Genomic DNA, 22,754 nt, shown 5'->3' with positions numbered 1-22,754 from the left:
GCGGATACAATCGCTGCTTTCGTCAGCCGGCTTGAATTGCCGGCTGTAATCTTCGGGCATCAAATCTCATGCAAACAATTCCATCATCTTTCATTGCCATGCTGGACGTCGCTGACGCATCCTGGCGTCCGATTCTTCTGGCCGGCTTGAACGCAGTTCACAAATCATTCCCGGATTATTTGCCAGCGCTGGCAGACGACAATTATTTACCGAATGGCGGCAGACTGTTTGCCGCGTTTGCGCAGCCACTAGATGCGGTGCGCTATGTGCTAGTGGGTGAGGGCCCGTATCCGCGTCCGGATAGTGCGACCGGCGTGTGCTTCATGGACGGCGCGGTTGGATCGTTGTGGTCGGAAAAAGGTTTGTCCAAACAGGTAAATCGCGCGACTTCATTACGCAATTTCATGAAGATGTTGCTGGTGGCTGATGGCCAAATAGCAATAGAGCAAACCTCTGGTGATGCGCTGGCTGGCGTATCTGCCAAGGCGCAGGCTGCGCCTTCTGCTGTTATTCAAACCTTGCCGGATTTGCAGGAAAATCTAACTTCACACGGTTTTCTCTTGCTCAATGCAGCGCTGGTTTTTCGCTCGCACGTCGCGCCGGTGAAAGAGGCGAAGCCGTGGATTCCATTTTTGCAAACAGTGCTGGCAGCTTTGGTCGATCACGCAGAGCGCAATGCGACACAGGCACCGACCTTGGTGTTGTGGGGGAAGATTGCGGTGCAGTTGGAAGCCTTGCCTGAGAGTGCGCGTTTCCCGAAAAAAGTATCTGAGCATCCATACAACTTGAGCTTTATTGGCAACGCAGTGATGCAAGAGCTTTTCGGTTCCATGCATCTGCTGAAAAAGAAGCTGCCTTAATTAAATAAGGCTGAGTTGGCGCAGATCTTCTGACTCTGCGCGTTTCTTTAATTCTTCCGCAAACAGCGAGTTCTCTATAGGTGGCGTGGTCAATGGCTTGCCGCTGACCTTGTTATCTTTTGTCAGCAGCCGCGCAATCATGCTTTCAAAAAAAGCCGGCAAGGCGTTTTGATCTTCATGCGCGTGAAAATGCTGGCGTATCACCATTCCATCCCACATTCCTGTCAAAAACAAAGCTGTTTGCGCAGCATCGAGCGATGCATCTATCTGCCCTCGTGCCTGTGCAATGCGTAAAAGATTGGTCAGGCCCATGATCCATTCCGCTTCAATCTTGCGTAAAACCGCGCCTACGCGTTTGCTGCGCATGCCTTCGGCGTACACCTCGGTCATCAGGCTGGCATCGCCGCCAGCACGATAGCGTTCCGCAAAAAGTCGGGTGATCGCGCTCAACGCTGCTTGTATGGATTCGGCATCGCGCATTTGTACCAGCATGGCGCGCGCTTGGCGGCGTTCGTCCTCCACCATCGCTTCGATGATGGCTTCTTTGCCGGTGAAATAACGATAAACCGCACCAGGACCCAAGCCGGTTTCGGCACAAATCTGTTGCATGGAAGTTTGGTGGAAGCCGGTTTTGCGGAAGCATTTGCCCGCAGCCTTGAGAACTTCGATTCGTTTTTTGTCGGCTTTTTGGGTAGGGGATTGCGGAGTCTTGGAAGTGCGTGTGGCCATTGCGAATATCGAAACGAAGTTTCAGTCAATTAATGTGGTGCCTATTATAAATTGAATATTCGCTCAAAATAAAAAGTATCTGTAAGGCAGCTAGGTGCGCCGGTTGTTTTGTTCTTTTGAATTTTTCGATGTCTTTGTAAACCATTTTTTACTTGATTGAATGATCGTTCAAATATGTGTTTTCAATTCGCTTTTGACTGAGTGCTTGCCTAATTCTTATGGCGGGTGATGATTGGTTTGCGGGGTGGGTCATATTTTCAGTTGGTAGTTTGTTGGCCGAAGATTAATCTTTTTTAATGTGGATTCAAGGTATCTCACGAGCGGCTATATCTCGCCTTAGTGACGCGGGTCAATGTTGAGCGGGCAGTTAGAGAATAAAATTGACCTATGAAAATCGTATGTCCTTTACCAATTCGCGTCCGGCGAGCTGGTAAAAAGCGAGTACCTGACAGATTCAGTCAAGTTTGTTATACTTGACCAAATCGATCAACAACTCGGGTTATTACATTCGGTTGATTCTAAAGGCGGTAATTAATGCGTTTGACGACTAAAGGACGTTTTGCTGTAACAGCAATGATTGACTTGGCATTGCGCCAGGACAACGGTCCCGTCACGCTCGCCGGTATTAGCCAGCGACAAGAAATTTCGCTGTCTTATCTAGAGCAATTGTTTGGCAAGTTGCGTCGCCATGAAATCGTGGAATCGGTACGCGGACCAGGTGGTGGTTATAACCTCGCGCGTCGTGCAGAAGACGTCACAGTCGCCGATATCATCATTGCAGTCGATGAGCCGCTGGATGCAACGCAGTGTGGTGGCAAGGAAAATTGCCATAGCGTAGACCATGAAAATGGTCCACGTTGCATGACACATGACCTGTGGGCAACGCTGAATTCAAAAATGGTGGATTATCTCGATTCTGTGTCCTTGAAAGATTTGGTCGATCAGCAAAAACAAAAGATTTCTGAACAATGCGTAGTGGTGGTACACCGTAACCACGCAGCCGTTTGATTATTGGAGCTATAAAATGAATGCCCCGTTAGATAAAAGCTTGATAGATACGATCAAGGCACCGCACTTCCCAATTTACATGGATTACTCGGCGACTACGCCTATCGATCCACGTGTCGCCGACAAGATGATTCCTTATCTGCGTGAGCAGTTCGGTAATCCAGCTTCGCGCAGCCATATGTATGGCTGGACTGCAGAAAAGGCGGTTGAAGACGCACGCGAACAAGTCGCCAAACTGGTGAACGCGGATACGCGCGAAATCATCTGGACTTCGGGCGCGACTGAAGGCAACAATCTCGCGCTCAAAGGCGCAGCCCAATTCTATAAAACCAAGGGTAAGCACATCATCACGGTCAAAACCGAGCACAAAGCTGTGCTGGACACCGTGCGTGAGTTGGAACGCCAGGGTTTTGAAGCAACTTATTTGCAACCGCAAGACAATGGTTTGATCACGATCGAGCAATTGGCTGCGGCCATTCGCCCTGACACGATCTTGGTATCGGTCATGCTGGTCAACAATGAAATCGGCGTGATCCAACCTATCGACGAGATTGGCGAGCTGTGCCGTAGCAATGGCATCATTTTCCATTGCGACGCTGCGCAAGCAACCGGCAAAGTGAAGATCGATCTGGAAAAAACCAAAGTCGATTTGATGACTTTTACCGCACACAAAACCTACGGCCCTAAAGGTATCGGTGCTTTATATGTACGTCGCAAACCGCGCGTCCGTATCGAAGCGCAAATGCACGGCGGTGGTCATGAGCGCGGCTTGCGTTCGGGCACATTGGCAACGCATCAAATCGTCGGCATGGGCGAAGCCTTCCGCATCGCTCGTGAAGAAATGGACGAAGAAATCGTTCGTATCACTGCATTGCGTGATCGTCTGTCCAAAGGTTTGATGGTGATGGAAGAGGTCTATATCAATGGCGATATGGATCACCGCGTACCGCATAACCTGAACGTCAGCTTCAACTATGTTGAAGGCGAATCGTTGATCATGGCGATTAAAGATTTGGCTGTTTCTTCAGGTTCGGCTTGTACTTCGGCCAGTCTGGAACCATCTTATGTATTGAGAGCGCTTGGTCGCAGCGACGAACTGGCGCACAGCTCGATCCGTTTTACTTTCGGTCGTTTCACAACCGAAGAAGACGTGGATTTCACGATCAATTTGATCAAGGAAAAAGTTACGAAGCTGCGCGAGTTGTCGCCGCTGTGGGATATGTATAAAGACGGGATCGACATCAGTACGATCCAATGGGCGGCACACTAATCGTTTTTCGTTTCTGCCGATAAGGCATAGAAACAGGTTTAACAAGGAGCATCAAAATGGCTTACTCAGACAAAGTTCTCGATCATTACGAAAATCCACGCAACGTTGGTGCGTTCGATAAAGGTGATGACACGATTGGTACCGGTATGGTTGGTGCACCGGCTTGCGGCGACGTGATGAAATTGCAAATCAAGGTCGGCGCTGATGGCGTGATCGAAGATGCAAAATTCAAAACCTACGGCTGCGGCTCGGCGATTGCATCGTCGTCGCTGGTGACCGAATGGGTCAAAGGCAAAACCTTGGATCAAGCACTGTCGATCAAGAATACGCAAATCGCTGAAGAGTTGGCATTGCCACCAGTGAAAATTCACTGCTCGATTCTGGCTGAAGATGCGATCAAGGCTGCAGTGCTGGATTACAAAGCCAAGCATGGCGTCGTAGAAGCGGAAAAAGCAGCTTAAGTTTGTTTGCTTCGTGCGGCATGAACGCTGCACGTTTCAACGACAACTTTTTGAGCAAAGATCATGGCTATTACACTGACTGAAAAAGCAGCGAAACACATCAATCGCTATATGGAACGGCGCGGCAAAGGTATCGGCCTTCGTTTCGGCGTGCGCACGACCGGTTGCTCCGGCCTGGCGTACAAGCTGGAATATGTGGACGAAAGCGCGAATGAAGATAGCGTGTTTGAATCGCATGGCGTGAAGGTTTTTGTTGATCCTAAAAGCTTGCCGTATATCGACGGTACAGAGCTGGATTTTGCGCGTGAAGGTTTGAACGAAGGCTTCAAATTCCATAATCCGAACGTCAAGGACGAGTGCGGTTGTGGCGAAAGCTTCCGCATTTGATTGGCGGCTGCACGTAGTCAAATCCGTCGCAGATATTCCGTACTGATAGAGCCTGTAGAACGTGTGCAGGCTCTTTTATTTGATGCAAGCACAATTCGGCAGCAATAGCGCTGCATCGCAAGATAAGCCAGCCGACCGCCAGCGCACAAGAATGCAAAACCACTACGACCTTTTCCATCTGCCGCAACGTTTCACGATTGATGCCAGCGCACTAGATAGCGCTTATCACAGCGTGCAGAATCAGGTCCATCCCGACAAATTTGCGAATGCCTCCGACGCTGAAAAACGTGTCGCGATGCAATGGGCAACACGCGCCAATGAAGCGTACAAAACTCTGAAGAGTCCATTCAAGCGCGCAGCGTATTTGTGCGAGCTGAATGGCGTTGATTTGCAGACAGAGTCGAACACGGCGATGCCGGTCGCGTTCTTGATGCAGCAGATGGAATGGCGCGAAGCGCTTGATGATGCGCGTGCCCAAAAGAATAGAACTGAGCTGGAAGCGCTGGATACAGCTATCCGTAGCGCGCGTAAAGCAGAGTTGGCGGCGATCGCAACATTGCTGGACGCTGATGACTTTACGCAAGCAGCAGGTTTGGTGCGGCAGTTGATGTTCCTCGAAAAATTTGCAGACGAAGTATCCAACGCACTGGATGTGTTACCGGACTAATTAAGTTGTGCGCAGCCGATCGAACGATAGCTGTGACTTCCCTGAAACAAGATAAAGAATAAGTTACAAACAAATATGGCTCTTCTTCAAATCGCAGAACCCGGCATGTCTACCGCCCCGCATCAGCACAGGCTGGCGGTCGGCATCGATCTTGGTACGACCAACTCGTTGGTCGCGACAGTGCGCAACAGTATTCCTGAAGTATTGACCGATGAAGAAGGGCGCTCATTGCTGCCGTCCGTCGTGCACTACATGAAGAATGGCAATGCGCAAATCGGTTATAAGGCGCAAGCGGCACAAAATAGCGATCCAAAAAATACCATCGTTTCCGTCAAGCGCTTCATGGGCCGCGGCTTGAAAGACATCGCCTACGCGGAAAACCTGCCTTACGATTTTCTGGATACGCCCGGCATGGTGCAATTGAAAACCGTTGCTGGCGTCAAAAGCCCAGTCGAAGTATCGGCAGAAATTCTCGCGACTTTGCGTCAACAAGCTGAAGACGCATTGGGTGATGAGCTGGTCGGTGCAGTGATTACCGTCCCTGCATACTTTGATGATGCACAGCGTCAGGCGACTAAAGACGCGGCTAAATTGGCAGGCTTGAATGTATTGCGTTTGTTGAATGAGCCGACTGCAGCGGCAATTGCCTACGGACTCGACAACGCGTCAGAAGGCGTGTTTGCTGTCTACGATTTGGGCGGCGGTACATTCGATGTATCCATCCTGAAATTGACCAAGGGCGTGTTTGAAGTGCTGTCCACCGGCGGCGATTCTGCGCTGGGCGGCGACGATTTCGATCACCGTTTGTTTTGCTGGGTTATCGAACAATCCAATTTGGCACCTTTATCCGATATCGATACCAGCATCTTGATGGTCAAGTCGCGCGAAGCCAAAGAACTGTTGTCGTCGAAATCGGAAACCCATATCGATGCAGTGTTGACCTCAGGCGAAGAAGTGCACGTGACGGTGACTGCGGAAGATTTCACACGAATTACGCAACACTTGGTGGCAAAGACGATCACGCCAACCAAGAAGGCTTTGCGCGACGCCGATCTGACTGTGGATGACGTCGATGGCGTGGTAATGGTAGGCGGCGCCACGCGCATGCCGCACATACGCAAAGCGGTTGGCGATTTTTTCCAGGCTACGCCTTTGGCGAATATCGATCCGGACAAAGTCGTGGCGCTGGGCGCTGCGATTCAAGCCAATCTGTTAGCTGGCAATCGCGCTGCAGGCGATGACTGGTTGTTGCTGGATGTGATCCCACTGTCGCTAGGTATTGAAACCATGGGTGGCTTGGTAGAAAAAGTCATCCCGCGTAATTCCACGATTCCATGCGCGCGCGCGCAAGAATTCACCACCTTCAAAGATGGTCAGACCGCGCTTGCCGTGCACATCGTGCAAGGCGAACGTGAGCTGGTAACGGATTGCCGCTCGCTGGCGAAATTTGAGTTGCGTGGCATTCCTCCGATGGCGGCTGGCGCGGCGCGCATACGTGTGACTTATCAAGTTGATGCGGATGGATTGTTGTCAGTGTCTGCACGTGAATTGCGCTCGGGTGTCGAGGCATCGATAGAAGTTAAACCGTCTTACGGTTTGGCTGATGATCAAGTCGCACAAATGCTGCAGGATTCATTCAAGTCGGCAGATATCGATATGGCAGCGCGTGCATTACGCGAAGAGCAGGTCGAAGCTGAACGTATCGTGTTGGCGACGCAATCAGCGCTGGATACGGACGCAAGTCTGTTGTCGGATGATGAGCAAAAAGAGGTCATCTCCTTGCTTGAAAATGTAAGACAAGCCGGCAATGGCACCGACCACGTTGCGATCAAAGCGGCAGTCGATGCGCTGGCGCACGGCACCGAAGAATTTGCCGCGCGTAGAATGGATAGAAGCGTACGCACCGCTTTGTCGGGCAAAAAACTGGACGAAATTTAATAGATCGTTTGCCTGATTTGATCGGGTAAACAGCAGCAAGCGTTGCAGCAAGTCGGCAAAGAAAACGCCATTTACGCAACGTAATAACATTTAACTTCTAGGTAATCCACATGCCGCAAATTGTTGTTCTTCCTCACCATGTTTTGTGCCCGGATGGCGCAGTGATCGACGCACCAGCTGGTAAATCGATATGCGATGTTTTGCTTGAAAACGATATCGACATCGAGCACGCTTGCGAAAAATCGTGTGCCTGCACCACGTGTCATGTGATCGTGCGCGAAGGTTTCAAATCCTTGAATGAAGCCGGCGATACCGAAGAAGATTTGCTGGATAAAGCATGGGGTCTGGAAGCGGCATCGCGTCTGTCATGCCAGGCTATCGTGGCCGAAGAAGATCTGGTGGTGGAAATCCCGCGTTACACGATCAACCACGCTAGCGAAAATCATTAAAAATTACTAGGAGCTTGCAATGAAATGGACAGATACCATCCGCATTGCGGAAGAGTTGAATGATAAATTTCCGGATATCGATCCGCTGACCATTCGTTTTACCGATTTGCATAAATGGGTTTGCGAACTGGAAGATTTTGATGATGCACCGGATCGTTCCGGCGAAAAGATTCTGGAAGCGATTCAGCAGGCGTGGATAGAAGAAGCGGAATAAAGCTGTGAATAAATGTTTGAATGAGATGGCATCAGCAGACTGAATTGAATTCAGTAATTATCTTGAGCACTTTTGAACAAACGATTGCAGATATAAAAAAGGAGCGCCAAATTGGCGCTCTTTTTTGCCTGCTTACTGATTAACGCGAGCGCAAGTAACCATCGACTACGCGAACGCGATCACCAGTATTCCAGTTCGGTTGGTGATCATAAGGGAAGGTGCGCGATTTTCCATCTTCCATGCGGACACGTACTTCATACGTGGTTGCGGTGCGTGAGCGCTTTTCGATTTCATTGCCGGCATAACCGCCACCAACTGCACCTGCAACTGTCGCCAGCGTCTTGCCATTACCGCCGCCAATCTGGTTACCCAGCAAGCCGCCAACAACCGCGCCACCAACTACGCCGACGCCACTTGGTTTAGCCTGGGTTTGGACTGCACGTACCGATTCGATACGGCCACAGTCGTAGCAGATTTGCGCTTGTGCAACCTTGGTATCGGATTCGCGTTTGGCTTGCTTATCCGCTTTGTTCGCTGCGGCTTGGCGCTCGTCAGCTTCTTTACGAGCCTGGTTTGCTTTGTCTTCAGCTGCTTGTGCTTCGGCGGCTTTGTCTGCAGCATCTTTTTCCAATGCAGCGATCGCTTCTTTTTGTGAACTCGCGCTGTTTGAATTTGGCAGTATGCCTGTCATGGCGGCCACCCCGACCAAGCTGACGAGCAATACGCCGACGGCAGCGGCAGCAACGAGGGGATGAATACGTTTTGAATTATTGTTGGTTTCCATAAATCCTCCGGATGTGGATGTTTCCACGTTTTGTTAATGTGGATGAAGTATTGCTCCACTTGAATCAAATAAAAAGCTTAAACCTGTGTCAGATGTAAGCTGATGTAACTATGACTGGTGATGTCTGGAAATAGTTGCCGAGATAAAAAAGGACTGCCGCAGCAGTCCTTTTTTGTAAAATTTACCGATGAAAACTTAACGGTAGAAGTTAGTCCTCGCGGCGCAGATGTGGAAACAGCAGTACGTCACGAATATTCGGCGAGTCGGTAATGATCATCATCAAGCGATCGATGCCGATGCCGCAACCGCCGGCTGGCGGCATGCCGTATTCCAACGCGCGAATGTAGTCGGCGTCGTAATACATCGCTTCTTCGTCGCCTGCATCTTTCGCTGCGACTTGTGCCTGGAAGCGCGCGGCTTGATCTTCTGCATCGTTCAACTCTGAGAAACCGTTGGCGATTTCGCGACCAACCATGAACAATTCGAAACGCTCGGTAATGCCAGCGACCGTATCCGACGCACGCGCCAATGGCGAGACTTCAACCGGGTAATCGATGATGTATGTCGGTTCCCACAATTGCGCTTCTGCTGTTTCTTCAAATAGCGCGAGTTGCAATGCACCGAGGCCAGCGGTGGCGAATGGTTTGACGCCGAATTTTTTCAATTCGGCTTTGATGAATTCCACATCGTTAAGTTGTTCAGGCGAATAACCCCGCGCATATTTATTGATCGCTTCAACAATCGTCAGGCGATGGAACGGTTTCGCCAGATCCAGTTCGCGACCCCCGTAGGTCAATGTCGCTGTGCCGTGCGCATCGATGGCTGCCTGACGTATCACTGCTTCAGTGAAATCCATCAACCATTTGTAATCGGTGTAGGCCGCATAGAATTCCATCATCGTGAATTCTGGATTGTGACGGATCGATACGCCTTCGTTACGGAAGTTACGGTTGATCTCGAACACGCGATCGAAGCCGCCGACAACCAAACGTTTCAAATACAGTTCAGGTGCGATACGCAAAAACATTTGCATGTCGAGCGCATTGTGATGCGTCGTGAAAGGCTTGGCTGCTGCGCCGCCGGGGATCGTGTGCAGCATCGGCGTTTCCACTTCCATGAATTCGTTCTTTTCCATGAAGCGACGGATAGACGAGATTGCAGCCGTACGTGCCTTGAAGGTGCGACGCGTGTCTTCATTCATGATGAGATCGACGTAACGCTGGCGATATTTGGTTTCCTGATCAGCAAGGCCGTGGAATTTATCGGGCAATGGGCGCAGCGATTTGGTGATCAAACGCAGCTCAGTCACCTTGATCGTCAATTCATCAGTTTTGGTTTTGAACAGTGTGCCGCTAACGCCGAGGATATCGCCCAGATCGTAGTGGTGCAATGCAGCCATCGCCGCTTCGCCAGTCAGATCCAGCGTTGCGTAGATCTGGATACGGCCATCGGCTTTTGGACCTGATGCATCTTGCAGAGTTGCGAAGGCAGCTTTCTTGCCGGCTTCACGCTTCAACATCATGCGGCCTGCCAACACGACGTTGACCGGTTCTGCTTCGAGTTCTTCGCGTGTCTTTTCGCCGTATTGCGCGTGCAGATCTGCCGCTTTGTGTTGCGGGCGGAAGTCGTTAGGGAAGGCGATGCCTTGTTCGCGCAATGCGCTCAGCTTGGCGCGGCGCTCGGCGATGATTTTGTTTTCGTCTATCGGTAGCGATGCTACAGCGTCGTCGTTATGCGTTGTCATGGATGCCAACAATCTATTAGTTATATCGATTAAAAATGTACAGCAAGGCGCACGAAATTTTTACACGCCTTGCTTCAGCGATGCAGCAATGAAATCGTCAAGGTCGCCATCAAGCACAGCCTTGGTATTGCCGGTCTCGAAGCTGGTGCGCAAATCCTTGATGCGCGATTGATCCAGCACGTAGGAACGGATCTGATGACCCCAGCCGACATCGGTTTTGGAGTCTTCCAGCTTTTGCTGTTCGCTCATGCGATTACGCAATTCCAGCTCGAACAATTTGGCCTTCAACATGTCCCACGCTTCAGCCTTGTTGCGATGCTGCGAACGGTCGTTCTGGCATTGCACAACGATACCGGATGGGCCGTGCGTCAGACGTACCGCGGAATCGGTTTTGTTAATGTGCTGACCACCAGCGCCGGACGCGCGATAGGTATCAATGCGGACGTCGGCCGGATTGATATCGATCTCGATCGAATCATCGACTTCCGGATACACGAACAGACTCGAGAACGAGGTGTGACGACCATTGGCAGAATCGAATGGCGATTTGCGCACCAGACGATGGACGCCGGTTTCAGTACGCAAGAAGCCATAGGCGTAGTCGCCTTCGACTTTGAGAGTCGCGGTTTTGATACCGGCAACCTCGCCATCGGATTGCTCCATGATTTCAACCTTGAAGCCTTTGCGTTCGCAATAGCGCAAATACTGGCGCAACAACATCGATGCCCAATCCTGCGCTTCAGTACCGCCTGCGCCAGCTTGAATATCGATGAAGCAGTTGTTCGCATCCATAGGATGGTTGAACATGCGACGGAATTCCATGCCTTCGACCAGCTTCAGCAACTCTTGTGCATCCGCTTCGATCGCTTCGATGGTGTCTTCGTCTTTTTCTTCACGTGCCATCTCGAACAGGTCGCGCGAGTCATTCAACTCGGCATCGATCTTGATCAAGGTATGGACGATGTTTTCCAGCGATTTTTTTTCTTTACCCAGTTCCTGGGCGCGTTTAGGCTCGTCCCAGACTTTCGGGTCTTCCAGTTCGCCGTTGACTTGGTCTAGCTTCTCTGACTTGATATCGAAGTCAAAGATACCTCCGAAGTTCGGTCGCGCGAGTCGTGAGATCGGCGAGCAGGGATTCGAGGGAATTGAGGCGTTCGGCTTCCATAGTATTTTCTTTTGCGGTAAAACCGGACATTATACGCGAGCTGCACCGCGCTTTTAAGGCGTTTCGAGCGGCTTGCCGGACTATGCACTTTTTGGCAGTTTTCAGTCTTCTTTAACTGGATTTTTCAAGGGAAACAAATATGGCGCGATCGCGACTGTCCTGCGGATTACTTTGCATGTGCGCTGTATTGGCAGGATGTACGGCCACGCCAGCGCCGCGCGGAGAAGTCAAAGGGATGTCGACCAGCGGCAAGGAAATGGCGCAATCGGATACTAATCGGATTGCCACGATAGGCATGCGCGACAATCTGGACAGCCTTTACCTATTGATGGACAAGCTGTACCGACGTAACCCGGCAGAATGGAAAAAAACCGCGGCCAGTCGCGAAGACGCCATCAAGCGAGTGCGTGATGCAATCGAACTGCGGCAAGCATGGGCGGGTTTGCAGGGGCAACGCGATATCAAAGCTTTATCGCTGGCGCTGACGCCGGACTTCAATGGCGATCGAGTGGCGGCGTTTATCTACGCCTCCAGCGACATGATCATCGTTGCGCACAATGGCAAGACGGAATTCTTTCTGGTCGATAGTCTGGATGCCCAGCATCTGTATAACGCCGCGCGCAATATTGAAGTCGCCATTTGGCTCATGGGAAGTCGGCGCGATGCGACAGGTCGGGTGCTGCTGCTGTCTGATGATATTAGCGAGAACGGGCGCAATCTGAGCTTCGAGCGTGAATTTGGCAAGATCGTCGGGCGGCTCGATTTGCTGGCGGAATTCGTCACTGAAAAATATCGGCGTGCGGGTATTACCTATGTCCAGAGCCTGGTTGGCGGCTCGTTCCTGCAGTTCCTGCCGGTGCGCTAACGCTGGTATTTCAGAGCTTTCTTATTCGGCAGCTTCCGCGTGTTCTACCAGCAATTGCACGCGCGTTCTGCCATTGAACTCATTGGCATCCAAACGATAGGCAACTTTGGCGCGACCAGGTAGAGAATCAATGTGGCCAAACCAGATGGCATCGTAGCTCACACCATCTTTTTCCAATGTCAATTTCAGGTGACGTTCTTTCAGAATGCGTTGATTGATGACGCGGAATTCATCGCAGAATAGCGGTGGTGCAAAACCCTGACCCCACACCTGCGCTTCCATCAGTTCGATGAATTGCGTCGTGAAGTAAGCTGATTCTAGCGGGCCATCGGTTTCGATCACGCGCTCTAGTTGATTTTGATTCAGCCAGTTCTTGCCTACTGCTTCAAAAGCTTGCGTGAATGCGTCGAGCGCATCAGCGCGTATCGTCAGACCAGCGGCCATCGCGTGACCACCGAATTTATCGATCAAAGTCGGCGCATGTTTGGACACCAGATCCAGCGCATCGCGCAAATGGAAACCGGCAATCGAGCGACCTGAACCTTTGATCCAGCCATCGCCAGCATCGGCAAAGGTGATGGTCGGACGATAGAATTTATCCTTTAAACGCGATGCAACGATCCCGATTACGCCTTGGTGCCAGCTGGCGTCAAATACGCTGATGGTTGTATTGTTTTGCGGGTCGAATTTATCGAGCAAGAGCAATGCGGTTTCTTGCATATCGGCTTCGATGGTGCGACGCTCACGATTGATTTCATCGAGTTGTTGGGCAATCGCCCACGCGCGGCCTTCGTCATCAGTTGTCAGGCATTCGATACCTAACGACATATCCGACAGGCGTCCGGCTGCATTCAAGCGTGGCCCCAAAGCAAAGCCTAGATCAAACGGTGATGCGCGTCGCGCTTCACGTCCTGCGGCGCGGAACAGTGCGGCGATGCCGGCATGCATACGACCGGCGCGCATGCGCTTCAAACCTTGTGCGACCAGTATGCGATTGTTGGCATCGAGTTTGACGACGTCGGCTACGGTGCCGAGTGCGACCAGATCAAGCAAGGTATCCAGCTTGGGTTGGGTTTGCGCATCGAAGATACCGCGCTTGCGCATTTCTGCACGGAGCGCGAGCAAGACGTAAAACATTACGCCAACGCCAGCCAGGTTTTTGCTAGGGAAGCCGCAATCGGGTTGGTTCGGATTGACGATGACGCGCGCTGCCGGCAGTTTATCGGCAGGCAAATGATGATCGGTGACGACGACATCGATGCCGCGACGATTGGCTTCTGCCACGCCGTCTATGCTGGCGATGCCGTTGTCGACGGTCACAATAATGTCCGGCGATTTTTCACGGACAGCGAGGGCGACGATTTCCGGCGTCAGGCCGTACCCATATTCAAAACGATTCGGCACGATGAAGTCGACAATCGCACCCATGGATCGCAGGCCGCGTAATGCAACCGCGCAGGCAGTCGCGCCATCACAATCGTAATCGGCGACGATCACCAGTTTCTTTTTAGCGGCAATCGCGTCGGCCAGAAAAACTGAGGCCACTTCTATATGCAGCAAACCCGGCGGTGGCAGCAGTGCAGTCAGATCGCTGGTCAGTTCCTTCAAATCCAGCAAGCCGCGCGCGGCGTACAAGCGCGCCATCACCGGATGCACGCCGCTCTGATGCATGCGTTCGGCATCGCGAAACGGATACGGACGGGTAGCGATGCGGGTCATGAGGCGAGGCGTGCAAGTGAAGGTTTGGCCCAGAATTTACGCAGCGATGAGGCGCCGACTGCAAAAGTGGAATACGCGGTGTTATGGCTGATCGTGATATGCAATTTTTGAAGCTGGCCATTTCTTATCGCGTCCAGCAAGGGCGCGAACAATAAGGCTTCCATCGCCTGAAAACGCATCAACCATTCCGACCAATCACCAGCCAGGCCGGCTTCAGTCAGCTCATCCTGAATGAGTAAGCCGCGCTGCGTTTGTGAGTTGATGATCTCCGCAATTGAAGTGACAGGAATCTGCTTGCCGACCAAGGCAGCAAAGGATTCCTTGATGGGAGAAAAAGTGAATATTTCTTCAAATTTTGTTTGTGCTGGCTCCAACGCTACTGGCGTCCCGCCCCACAGCCAAACCGAGTTAATCGCTTTCAATCCGCGGGCTTCGCGTTGGTCGTTGATCGCATTCCCATGCCAATGCATCTGAATTTCATTTTGCAGCCGGCGCCAGTCGCGCTCATGCGCTCCCTTTGGCATCCAGATATCGATGTTGTGTCCGCAGGCAGCGTCGGGTGTTGAGGTTTGCAATGTATTCCAGTCGTCGGCGCGCATGAACCAGGTTTGCGCATCGCCGTAGAACAGCGTTTTGCCGACTTCTTCAAACAGGGGCAGCACGATCGCGAACAAGGCACGGGCGTCAGATTCCGTTAGCTGCAACTGGCGGTGATCGGTCAGGACAAGGTGGTCGCGTGTGATGTGCAGATGCGCCGGTTGCAAGACGAACCAGTTGCCGCCTTCAAGCGGCAAATTAAAGGTTCGCATACCGCTGGCTGCTACCGCCGGGCTGGTATCGCTATCGTTAGCTGGTAAGCCAAATTGGCTTGCCAGCCAGTATTCATGCGGCAATGCGCGCGAAAAGCCATCGGAAGCCTGATGCGCAGTACGGCTGGCGCGCGCCATTAGCAAAGCCAGTGACGGCATATTCAGCTCGCGCAAGAGGTCGCGCGCCATTTCTGCTGGCGGCATCGCAAATGGAAGTAATAGATCAAGTTGAGTCATGCCGCGATTGTAGGGCAATGATGCGCTTGTCGCCATGCCGCTTGTCTGGATGTAGCAATAAAAAAGCCACCCGCAGGTGGCATGATCATAAGGTTGATCCTTTGCCGGGAACGGAAATGATGCTGGCGAGTCCATGGATCACGCGCAGGATTCGCAATCGCTTATTTTCCTTACGCTGCTTTGCTGGCAGTGGGAAATGTATGGCAAACTGCGTGCTGCATTCAGGAGCCTTCTTTGAGCATCATAAAAAATCTATCTTTCGAGTGGCTGGTCGGCATACGCTATACGCGTGCTGGTCGACGTAGTGGCCGCAACAGTTTTATTTCATTCATTTCATTGATTTCCATGGCCGGCATTGCGCTGGGCGTGGCGGCATTGATCGTCGTTTTGTCGGTGATGAACGGTTTCCAAAAGGAAGTACGCGATCGCATGTTGTCGGTGCTGTCGCATATTGAAATCTTCGAGCCGCAAGGTGCTTTGCCGGATTGGCAAAATACGGCACGCGAGGCGTTTACCAATAAAGAAGTACGCGGCGCAGCGCCGTACGTCGATGCGCAAGCGATGATGACGCGCGATGAAACGTTGCGTGGCGTTGCGGTGCGCGGCGTGTTGCCTGATCAGGAACCCAAGGTTTCGGATGTGGCGTCGCAAGTCAAATGGGGCAGCTTGAATGATTTGCGTGGTGGCGAATTCAATATCGTTTTAGGCAACGAGCTGGCGCGCAGCATGAATGCGCAACTCGGCGACAAGGTCACGATGATTGCGCCGCAAGGCCAGGTGACGCCGGCTGGTGTGATTCCGCGCCTGAAGCAATTTACGGTGGTCGGCATCTTTGATTCAGGGCATTTTGAATACGACTCTACGCTGGCGTTTATCCATATCGACGACGCGATGAAAATGTTCAAGCTGAATGCACCATCTGGTTTGCGTTTGAAAATTGAAGACATGCAGCGAGCCCCGCAAGTCGCATTGGATTTGTCGCACACTTTGAGCGGCGATGTATTGATCCGTGATTGGTCACGTCAAAATCGCAACTGGTTCGCTGCTGTACAGACTGAAAAACGCATGATGTTTATCATCCTAACCTTGATCATTGCAGTCGCTGCGTTCAATCTGGTGTCGACGCTGGTGATGACGGTAACGGATAAACAAGCGGATATCGCGATCCTGCGTACGCTGGGCGCATCACCAGGATCGATCATGAAAATCTTCATGATTCAGGGTGCTCTGGTTGGCTTGGCGGGGACGGCAATCGGTGTTGGTGGCGGGGTATTGATCGCATCGAATATCGACGTCATCGTGCCGTTTATCGAACGACTCTTGCACGTGCAGTTCCTGCCTAAAGATATTTACCTGATTAGTTCATTGCCGTCTGACTTGCGTTGGCCGGATGTGTGGACTATCGGTGGCGTGGCAGTTGTATTGGCGTTCCTAGCGACGATTTATCCAAGCTGGTGGGCAGCGCGCGTAAAACCTGCGGAGGCATTGCGTTATGAGTGAACATGTATTGGCTTGCCGCGATCTTGCGAAGACATTTACGCAAGGGAAATACGCGGTCGATGTATTAAAGGGCGTCAATCTCGATATCGTCAAAGGCGAACGCGTAGCGATCGTTGGCGCGTCGGGTTCGGGAAAATCAACCTTGCTGCATTTGCTGGGCGGGCTGGATACACCTAGCACTGGTTCCGTGACTTTGCTGAATCAGGATTTTGCGAGCCTGGACGAAAAGACACGCGGCAATTTGCGTAATCGCTCGCTGGGTTTCGTGTATCAATTCCATCATCTGCTACCTGAATTCTCGGCACTCGATAATGTCGCGATGCCGCTGATGATACGACGCGTACCACGTGCAGAAGCGCATGACGCAGCGCGTGCAATTCTAGCGCGCGTTGGTCTTGAACATCGCGTGACGCACGTGCCTGGCGAATTGTCAGGCGGCGAACGTCAACGTGTTGCTCTGGCGCGTGCATTGGTGACGCAACCTGCTTGCGTGCTGGCGGATGAGCCGACTGGCAACTTGGATAGAGTGACTGCGCAAAAAACTTTCGACTTGATGCTGGAGCTGTCGCACACCTTGGGTACTGCATTCGTCATCGTTACGCATGACGTTGAACTCGCGACGCATTGCGATCGCATTCTACGTTTGTCGGAAGATGGTTTGCAACCGTACAGTGATGAGTTGCATCGCGCCTGATTGACAAACTACGCTCGTGGAGCAGGATTCAATATGATGAATGCGTGCAGTCGGTTTCATTGCTCTACAAAGCGCTACTAGCTACTAATATGTGGATAGATACCCATTGCCATCTGGATGCCGTGGAGTTTGCGTCTGAAGAAGATGCGGTAGCTGCACGTGCGCAGCAGCAAAACGTATCGATGATCGTGATCCCTGCAGTCGAACGCAATAATTTCGCCACGGTGTCATCGCTGGCACACAGAAATTCCAATTGCACGTACGCGCTAGGCATACATCCTATTTTTGTTCCGCAGGCAAAAGAAGAAGATCTTGGCGCGATGCGTGTCGCTGTTGAAGCTGCGATGAACGATGCGCGTTTTGTCGCGATAGGTGAAATCGGTTTGGATTTTTTTATTCCGATGCTGACGACACCGGAGATGCGCGAAAAGCAGGAATTTTTCTATACTGAACAACTGAAAATCGCGCGCGATTTTGGTCTGCCGGTTTTACTCCATGTACGCAAATCACAAGACAGCATTCTGAAATATTTGCGTCGCATCAAAGTCATCGGCGGTATCGCGCATGCATTTAACGGCAGCTTTCAACAGGCTGAAATCTTTATCGATCTGGGCTTCAAGCTGGGCTTCGGCGGCGCAATGACATTTACCCGCGCATTGCAATTAAGGCGCCTCGCAGCCACGCTGCCGATCGAGTCCATCGTGCTGGAAACCGATGCGCCCGATATTTCTCCTGCGTGGGTACATCCGCAACGCAATAGTCCTGAGCAATTGCCGCGCATAGGTCAAGTGCTGGCCGAATTGCGCGACATGCCGCTACAAGCGATTGCACAAATAACGTCTGCGAACGCGCTTGCCGTGATGCCGCGACTCGGCGCCGTGATCTAGCTGCCGAATGCGCAGCGCGATCGTCGGCTTTGTCGTCGGTGCTGCCTGCCTGCAGATGCAGGCAAACTTGCCTAACTATCTCATTCTCATTTCCCTGTTTGTCCTTGCCTGCGCGCTCGCTGCATTGAGTCGTCGCGACGTTCTATATCAATTCAAAATTGTTTTGCGTTTAGCAATGGGCGCGTTGCTAGGTTTCGTCTGGGCAGCGCTATTCGCACAATATTATTTATCGCAAGAATTGCCGAAAGAGTTGGAAGGACAAGACGTCACGATAGTTGGCACGATAGACAGCATGCCCAGCTATTTCGAACGGGGCGTGCGCTTCAATTTTTTGGTTGAAAAAGTATTGCCGCTTGAAGGTGCGATGCCCGCTATTCCAGGCAAGTTAGCCTTGTCGTGGTATTCCTCTTTCGGCTCAGAAGAAATACAAAAAATCCCTGAAGTGCAGCCTGGCGAACGCTGGCAATTTACTGTGCGTTTACGCAAGCCTCACGGCAACGCGAATCCGTCGGGCTTTGATTACGAAGTGTGGCTGCTGGAGCAAAATATCCGTGCGACAGGGCATATCCGCCCGGAGCCGTCGACTGAATTAAAGAACGCGCGGCTGGATAGTTTTGTTTTCAGCTTTAATAATGTTATTGAGCGCTGCCGCAGTTGGTTACGCGAGCGTGTGCAAAATGCATTGCAGGGAAAATCGTATTCCGGTGTGATTGTGGCTTTGGTTGTCGGAGACCAGCGTGCGATCAGTCAATCTGATTGGACAGTGTTTAATCGAACGGGAATATCGCATTTGGTCAGCATCTCTGGATTGCATATAACCATGGTTGCGGCCTTGTTTGCAGGTTTGATTTTTGCTCTATGGCGTCGCTCGTTTTTTACTTCCGTTCGTTTGCCATTAATCCTACCCGCGCAGAAAGCAGCCGCATTGGGTGGCGCGTTCGCAGCATTGATTTATGTCTTGTTGGCGGGCTCAGGTTTGCCGGCGCAGCGCACTTTGATCATGTTGAGCGTGGTTGCGACGGCTTTGTGGTGCGGACGCATTACCAGTATTTCGCACGTGTTGTGTCTGGCTTTGGGGCTGGTCGTTTTGCTGGATCCGTGGGCGGTGTTGGGTCCGGGGTTCTGGCTGTCGTTTGCTGCGGTAGCCGTGATTCTGTATGTCAGCGTCGGACGTGCGACAGAAAATAAGCCTGAAGCGCAATCAAACTGGCGCACAGTTTTAAAGACTGCGACCTTGACGCAATATGCAGTGACCGTAGGTTTGGTGCCGCTGACAGTTTTATTGTTTGCGCAAACTTCTTTAGTGAGTCCTGTCGCGAATGCGATCGCGATCCCGCTGGTCAGTTTTCTGGTAACGCCGCTGGCGCTGGTCGGTAGTGTATTGCCAGCACCTTTATCTGGCTGGTGCTTATTGTCTGCGCAATTTTTAGTAGCGGAATTGGCGCAGTTGCTGAATTGGTTGAGCGGATTTTCATTCGCTGTGTGGGCCGCGCCCGTGCCAACCTGGTGGATGTTTGTCCTCGCATTGATAGGCACATTGTGGATGTTGGCACCGCGTGGCTGGCCGGCGCGTTATCTCGGCGTATTTGCATGGCTGCCGCTGGTGTTGAATGCGCCTACCCATCCGCGCGCTGGAGAAATGTGGGTCACAGCATTTGATGTCGGCCAGGGCATGGCGCTGCTGATTGAAACCGAACAGCATAGGTTTCTATATGACACAGGCCCATTTTATTCGCCGGAATCGGATGGCGGCAATCGTGTGATCCTGCCTTACCTGCATGCACGTGGCATCAACAAACTCGATGGCATGATGATTTCGCATAGCGACATGGATCATGCGGGCGGTGCGCTTTCCGTCTTGAATGAAATCAAAGTTGCGCGAGTGTCGTCGTCTTTGCCACAGGATCATCGGATAGTTCTCGCCGCACCTATGCATGAACCGTGTGTCGCGGGGCAAGCCTGGCATTGGGATGGCGCGGATTTTGAGTTGCTGCATCCAACTGCCGCCAGTTATGCCAGCGATAAATGGAAGCCAAACGCGCGCAGTTGCACCTTGAAGATAACGTTGAATGGACTTTCCATTTTGTTGCCCGGCGATATAGAAGCGGTGCAGGAAGCCGAGTTGGTCGAGGGTGATGCGGCCAAACTGGCGGCGAATGTTTTACTCGCGCCGCATCATGGCAGTGGTACGTCATCCACCTTGCCGTTTCTGCAGGCGGTGCAGCCGCAGATCGCCTTGTTCCAGGTCGGCTATCGCAATCGTTATCGACATCCTAAGCCCGAGATTTTCGAACGCTATGGCGAACTGGGTATTACGCGCTTGCGTAACGACGACGCTGGTGCAATTTCTTTACGTTTTGGTTCTACTATAGAGGTAAGCGAGTACCGGACGGATCATGCTCGATATTGGTATGGCCGCTAACAAGCTTAAGATAGTAAAAATGGCAATCCTGGTATTTCAGGAATGCCGAGCCAGCTTGGCCGCGCCGACATTCAGGGCTAGCTACTTGCACCTTGTGTGGTGGCGGCAGCGTCTGAAGATTTCCGCTTATGTATAAAAACTCCGTGTAAATTTCCTGCTAAAACGTCGAAGAATTGCGAGTGTTTGAGGTATAATTCGAATTTCCCGCACGTGCCATTCGGCACCTTCTGTAATGACCAAGTTTGTATTCGTAACTGGCGGCGTTGTATCTTCCCTTGGTAAAGGGATAGCTGCCGCTTCTCTCGCAGCGATCCTTGAATCGCGCGGCCTCAAAGTCACTCTTCTCAAGCTCGATCCGTATATCAACGTCGATCCCGGCACGATGAGTCCATTCCAGCACGGCGAAGTTTTCGTTACCGAAGATGGCGCCGAGACCGATCTGGATCTGGGTCACTATGAACGTTTCATCACTGCGAAAATGCGCAAGGTGAATAACTTCACGACCGGCCAGATTTATGAATCGGTGATCCGCAAAGAACGTCGCGGTGAATATCTGGGCAAGACTGTTCAAGTCATCCCGCACATCACGAATGAAATCCAGGATTACATCCATCGTGGCGCCGAAGGTTTCGACGTTGCATTGGTGGAAATCGGCGGTACCGTTGGTGATATCGAATCTTTGCCTTTCCTCGAAGCGGCACGTCAACTGAGTTTGCGTGCAGGTCGTAATGCGGCCGCATTCGTGCATCTGACATTGGTGCCATATCTGGTTTCTGCTGGTGAATTGAAAACCAAGCCGACTCAACACAGTGTGCAAAAACTGCGCGAAATCGGTATTTCGCCAGATGCCTTGTTGTGCCGTGCTGACCGTCCAATTCCGGATGATGAACGTGCGAAGATTTCGTTGTTCTCGAATGTGCAGGAAGATGCCGTTATTTCGGTCTGGGATGCAGACACGATCTACAAAATTCCACAAATGTTGTTCGATCAGGGTCTGGATCGCATCGTTTGCGAAAAACTGGCCTTGTCGCCAAAACCGGCTGATCTGTCGGTCTGGACCAAGCTGGTGCACGCACTGGAAAATCCTAAGCATAGCGTCACCATCGGCATGGTCGGCAAGTACGTCGATCTGACCGAATCCTACAAATCATTGACGGAAGCATTGCGTCACGCCGGTATTCATACCGAAAGCCGCGTCAATATCGAATATCTGGATTCCGAAGAAATCGAAACCAGTGGCCCGCAATGTTTGTCCAAGTACGACGCGATTCTTGTGCCAGGCGGTTTCGGCAAACGCGGCGTAGAAGGCAAGATCGCTGCTGCACGTTTCGCTCGTGAAAACAGTATTCCGTATTTCGGTATCTGTTTGGGTATGCAAGTTGCGCTGATCGAATATGCACGCAATATGGCTGGCCTGACCAAAGCAAACTCGACTGAATTCGATCCGGATACAGAACAACCAGTTGTTGCGCTGATCAACGAATGGCAAAACCACGACGGCAAGGTTGAACGTCGCGATTTGAATTCGGATCTGGGCGGCACCATGCGTTTGGGCGCGCAAACTTGCGCAGTCAAACCGGGCACACTCGCGGCTGAAATCTACGGTGCTGAAGTGACTGAGCGTCATCGTCATCGTTACGAAGCAAATAACCATTACCTTGGTCGCGTCGAAGATGCGGGCTTGATTGTTTCTGCTCGTACCCCGACCGAATCGCTGTGCGAAATCATGGAATTGCCGCGTACCGGCAAGAACGCACATCCTTGGTACGTAGGTGTGCAATATCACCCTGAGTTCAAGTCAACGCCGCGCGATGGACATCCGTTGTTCATCTCGTTTATCAAGGCTGCGCTGGCACAAAATCAGGCGACATCAAAAAAAGTGGCATGACGACAGCGCAGGTCTGAGCATGCACGCATGCTTCTGACTTGCCATCGCTTGTAAAAC

Annotated in this window: 21 protein-coding genes; 15 read left to right on the top strand and 6 right to left on the bottom strand. The window is 51.8% G+C overall.

The features are described 5' to 3' along the window. Positions 1-68 precede the first annotated feature (68 nt). On the top strand, positions 69-860 hold the full coding sequence (locus Q7T66_RS12665; RefSeq protein ID WP_304933672.1) for a uracil-DNA glycosylase: 792 nt from the start codon (positions 69-71) through the stop codon (positions 858-860). On the opposite strand, the gene Q7T66_RS12660 is transcribed toward Q7T66_RS12665, so the two are convergent. Further along, positions 861-1,589 (bottom strand): TetR/AcrR family transcriptional regulator, encoded by a 729-nt coding sequence (locus tag Q7T66_RS12660; protein WP_304933671.1) that lies wholly within the window; start codon positions 1,587-1,589, stop codon positions 861-863. A gap of 534 nt (positions 1,590-2,123) precedes the next feature. On the opposite strand from Q7T66_RS12660, the gene iscR reads away from it, so the two are divergent. The 8 genes from iscR (at position 2,124) to iscX (ending at position 7,983) form a co-directional block, all read left to right on the top strand. Then, a complete protein-coding gene (iscR, locus tag Q7T66_RS12655; RefSeq protein ID WP_304933670.1) occupies positions 2,124-2,597 on the top strand; it encodes a Fe-S cluster assembly transcriptional regulator IscR in 474 nt (157 codons plus the stop codon). 16 nt (positions 2,598-2,613) lie between these two features. Further along, on the top strand, positions 2,614-3,867 hold the full coding sequence (locus Q7T66_RS12650) for an IscS subfamily cysteine desulfurase (RefSeq protein ID WP_304933669.1): 1,254 nt from the start codon (positions 2,614-2,616) through the stop codon (positions 3,865-3,867). Positions 3,868-3,923: 56 nt separating this feature from the next. Beyond that, a complete protein-coding gene (gene iscU / locus Q7T66_RS12645) occupies positions 3,924-4,328 on the top strand; it encodes a Fe-S cluster assembly scaffold IscU (RefSeq protein ID WP_304933668.1) in 405 nt (134 codons plus the stop codon). 63 nt (positions 4,329-4,391) lie between these two features. Next, the gene (gene iscA, locus Q7T66_RS12640) at positions 4,392-4,715 is read left to right on the top strand and encodes an iron-sulfur cluster assembly protein IscA (protein WP_304933667.1); all 324 of its coding nucleotides are present in this window, start codon (positions 4,392-4,394) and stop codon (positions 4,713-4,715) included. A 151-nt stretch (positions 4,716-4,866) separates the two neighbouring features. Beyond that, positions 4,867-5,382, top strand: coding sequence for a Fe-S protein assembly co-chaperone HscB (hscB, locus tag Q7T66_RS12635; RefSeq protein ID WP_304933771.1), 516 nt, complete (start codon positions 4,867-4,869; stop codon positions 5,380-5,382). Between the two features lie 75 nt (positions 5,383-5,457). Further along, a complete protein-coding gene (hscA, locus tag Q7T66_RS12630) occupies positions 5,458-7,320 on the top strand; it encodes a Fe-S protein assembly chaperone HscA (protein WP_304933666.1) in 1,863 nt (620 codons plus the stop codon). 110 nt (positions 7,321-7,430) lie between these two features. Continuing rightward, complete coding sequence (gene fdx, locus Q7T66_RS12625) at positions 7,431-7,769, top strand: ISC system 2Fe-2S type ferredoxin (RefSeq protein ID WP_304933665.1); 339 nt, start codon at positions 7,431-7,433, stop codon at positions 7,767-7,769. A 19-nt stretch (positions 7,770-7,788) separates the two neighbouring features. After that, complete coding sequence (gene iscX / locus Q7T66_RS12620) at positions 7,789-7,983, top strand: Fe-S cluster assembly protein IscX (protein WP_304933664.1); 195 nt, start codon at positions 7,789-7,791, stop codon at positions 7,981-7,983. 139 nt (positions 7,984-8,122) lie between these two features. On the opposite strand, the gene Q7T66_RS12615 is transcribed toward iscX, so the two are convergent. The 3 genes from Q7T66_RS12615 to prfB all read right to left on the bottom strand — a co-directional run bounded on the left by Q7T66_RS12615 (position 8,123) and on the right by prfB (position 11,676). Beyond that, positions 8,123-8,767 (bottom strand): glycine zipper 2TM domain-containing protein, encoded by a 645-nt coding sequence (locus Q7T66_RS12615; protein ID WP_304933663.1) that lies wholly within the window; start codon positions 8,765-8,767, stop codon positions 8,123-8,125. Positions 8,768-8,975: 208 nt separating this feature from the next. Next, positions 8,976-10,511 carry a lysine--tRNA ligase gene (lysS, locus tag Q7T66_RS12610; RefSeq protein ID WP_304933662.1) on the bottom strand — a complete coding sequence of 512 codons (1,536 nt, stop codon included), beginning with the start codon at positions 10,509-10,511 and terminating at the stop codon, positions 8,976-8,978. Between the two features lie 60 nt (positions 10,512-10,571). Next, positions 10,572-11,676, bottom strand: a protein-coding gene (prfB, locus tag Q7T66_RS12605) for a peptide chain release factor 2 (protein WP_304933661.1) whose coding sequence is annotated in 2 segments (ribosomal slippage) — positions 10,572-11,594 and positions 11,596-11,676 — 1,104 coding nt in all. Because the reading frame shifts where the segments join, the coding sequence is not laid out codon by codon here. 139 nt (positions 11,677-11,815) lie between these two features. On the opposite strand from prfB, the gene Q7T66_RS12600 reads away from it, so the two are divergent. Next, on the top strand, positions 11,816-12,541 hold the full coding sequence (locus tag Q7T66_RS12600) for a hypothetical protein (protein WP_370691647.1): 726 nt from the start codon (positions 11,816-11,818) through the stop codon (positions 12,539-12,541). Positions 12,542-12,562: 21 nt separating this feature from the next. Here the strand turns inward: Q7T66_RS12600 and recJ are convergent, their stop codons facing one another. Continuing rightward, positions 12,563-14,260 (bottom strand): single-stranded-DNA-specific exonuclease RecJ, encoded by a 1,698-nt coding sequence (recJ, locus tag Q7T66_RS12595; RefSeq protein ID WP_304933659.1) that lies wholly within the window; start codon positions 14,258-14,260, stop codon positions 12,563-12,565. Then, on the bottom strand, positions 14,257-15,342 hold the full coding sequence (locus tag Q7T66_RS12590; protein ID WP_304933658.1) for a hypothetical protein: 1,086 nt from the start codon (positions 15,340-15,342) through the stop codon (positions 14,257-14,259). The genes recJ and Q7T66_RS12590 overlap by 4 nt, the downstream gene beginning before the upstream one ends. A gap of 198 nt (positions 15,343-15,540) precedes the next feature. Here Q7T66_RS12590 and Q7T66_RS12585 point away from each other — a divergent pair, with 198 nt between their 5' ends. The 5 genes from Q7T66_RS12585 to Q7T66_RS12565 all read left to right on the top strand — a co-directional run bounded on the left by Q7T66_RS12585 (position 15,541) and on the right by Q7T66_RS12565 (position 22,697). Next, positions 15,541-16,806, top strand: coding sequence for a lipoprotein-releasing ABC transporter permease subunit (locus tag Q7T66_RS12585; RefSeq protein WP_304933657.1), 1,266 nt, complete (start codon positions 15,541-15,543; stop codon positions 16,804-16,806). Continuing rightward, on the top strand, positions 16,799-17,500 hold the full coding sequence (lolD, locus tag Q7T66_RS12580) for a lipoprotein-releasing ABC transporter ATP-binding protein LolD (protein ID WP_304933656.1): 702 nt from the start codon (positions 16,799-16,801) through the stop codon (positions 17,498-17,500). Before Q7T66_RS12585 ends, lolD begins: the two co-directional genes overlap by 8 nt. Positions 17,501-17,589: 89 nt before the next feature. Beyond that, a complete protein-coding gene (locus Q7T66_RS12575; RefSeq protein ID WP_304933655.1) occupies positions 17,590-18,387 on the top strand; it encodes a TatD family hydrolase in 798 nt (265 codons plus the stop codon). Positions 18,388-18,394: 7 nt separating this feature from the next. Next, complete coding sequence (locus Q7T66_RS12570; protein WP_304933654.1) at positions 18,395-20,809, top strand: DNA internalization-related competence protein ComEC/Rec2; 2,415 nt, start codon at positions 18,395-18,397, stop codon at positions 20,807-20,809. Between the two features lie 232 nt (positions 20,810-21,041). Beyond that, complete coding sequence (locus Q7T66_RS12565) at positions 21,042-22,697, top strand: CTP synthase (RefSeq protein ID WP_304933653.1); 1,656 nt, start codon at positions 21,042-21,044, stop codon at positions 22,695-22,697. Positions 22,698-22,754 lie beyond the last annotated feature (57 nt).

This window comes from Herminiimonas sp., assembly GCF_030655415.1.
Note: the sequence above shows the minus strand (reverse complement) of the source record. Positions and strands in the feature narration are given on the sequence as shown.

Excerpts from the sequence above, each read along its gene's own strand:
- Q7T66_RS12665 (WP_304933672.1), top strand. The coding sequence starts at position 69 with ATGCAAACAATTCCATCATCTTTCATTGCCATGCTGGACGTCGCTGAC.
- Q7T66_RS12660 (WP_304933671.1), bottom strand. The coding sequence starts at position 1,589 with ATGGCCACACGCACTTCCAAGACTCCGCAATCCCCTACCCAAAAAGCC.
- iscR (WP_304933670.1), top strand. The coding sequence starts at position 2,124 with ATGCGTTTGACGACTAAAGGACGTTTTGCTGTAACAGCAATGATTGAC.
- Q7T66_RS12650 (WP_304933669.1), top strand. The coding sequence starts at position 2,614 with ATGAATGCCCCGTTAGATAAAAGCTTGATAGATACGATCAAGGCACCG.
- iscU (WP_304933668.1), top strand. The coding sequence starts at position 3,924 with ATGGCTTACTCAGACAAAGTTCTCGATCATTACGAAAATCCACGCAAC.
- iscA (WP_304933667.1), top strand. The coding sequence starts at position 4,392 with ATGGCTATTACACTGACTGAAAAAGCAGCGAAACACATCAATCGCTAT.
- hscB (WP_304933771.1), top strand. The coding sequence starts at position 4,867 with ATGCAAAACCACTACGACCTTTTCCATCTGCCGCAACGTTTCACGATT.
- hscA (WP_304933666.1), top strand. The coding sequence starts at position 5,458 with ATGGCTCTTCTTCAAATCGCAGAACCCGGCATGTCTACCGCCCCGCAT.
- fdx (WP_304933665.1), top strand. The coding sequence starts at position 7,431 with ATGCCGCAAATTGTTGTTCTTCCTCACCATGTTTTGTGCCCGGATGGC.
- iscX (WP_304933664.1), top strand. The coding sequence starts at position 7,789 with ATGAAATGGACAGATACCATCCGCATTGCGGAAGAGTTGAATGATAAA.
- Q7T66_RS12615 (WP_304933663.1), bottom strand. The coding sequence starts at position 8,767 with ATGGAAACCAACAATAATTCAAAACGTATTCATCCCCTCGTTGCTGCC.
- lysS (WP_304933662.1), bottom strand. The coding sequence starts at position 10,511 with ATGACAACGCATAACGACGACGCTGTAGCATCGCTACCGATAGACGAA.
- Q7T66_RS12600 (WP_370691647.1), top strand. The coding sequence starts at position 11,816 with ATGGCGCGATCGCGACTGTCCTGCGGATTACTTTGCATGTGCGCTGTA.
- recJ (WP_304933659.1), bottom strand. The coding sequence starts at position 14,260 with ATGACCCGCATCGCTACCCGTCCGTATCCGTTTCGCGATGCCGAACGC.
- Q7T66_RS12590 (WP_304933658.1), bottom strand. The coding sequence starts at position 15,342 with ATGGCGACAAGCGCATCATTGCCCTACAATCGCGGCATGACTCAACTT.
- lolD (WP_304933656.1), top strand. The coding sequence starts at position 16,799 with ATGAGTGAACATGTATTGGCTTGCCGCGATCTTGCGAAGACATTTACG.
- Q7T66_RS12575 (WP_304933655.1), top strand. The coding sequence starts at position 17,590 with ATGTGGATAGATACCCATTGCCATCTGGATGCCGTGGAGTTTGCGTCT.
- Q7T66_RS12570 (WP_304933654.1), top strand. The coding sequence starts at position 18,395 with ATGCGCAGCGCGATCGTCGGCTTTGTCGTCGGTGCTGCCTGCCTGCAG.
- Q7T66_RS12565 (WP_304933653.1), top strand. The coding sequence starts at position 21,042 with ATGACCAAGTTTGTATTCGTAACTGGCGGCGTTGTATCTTCCCTTGGT.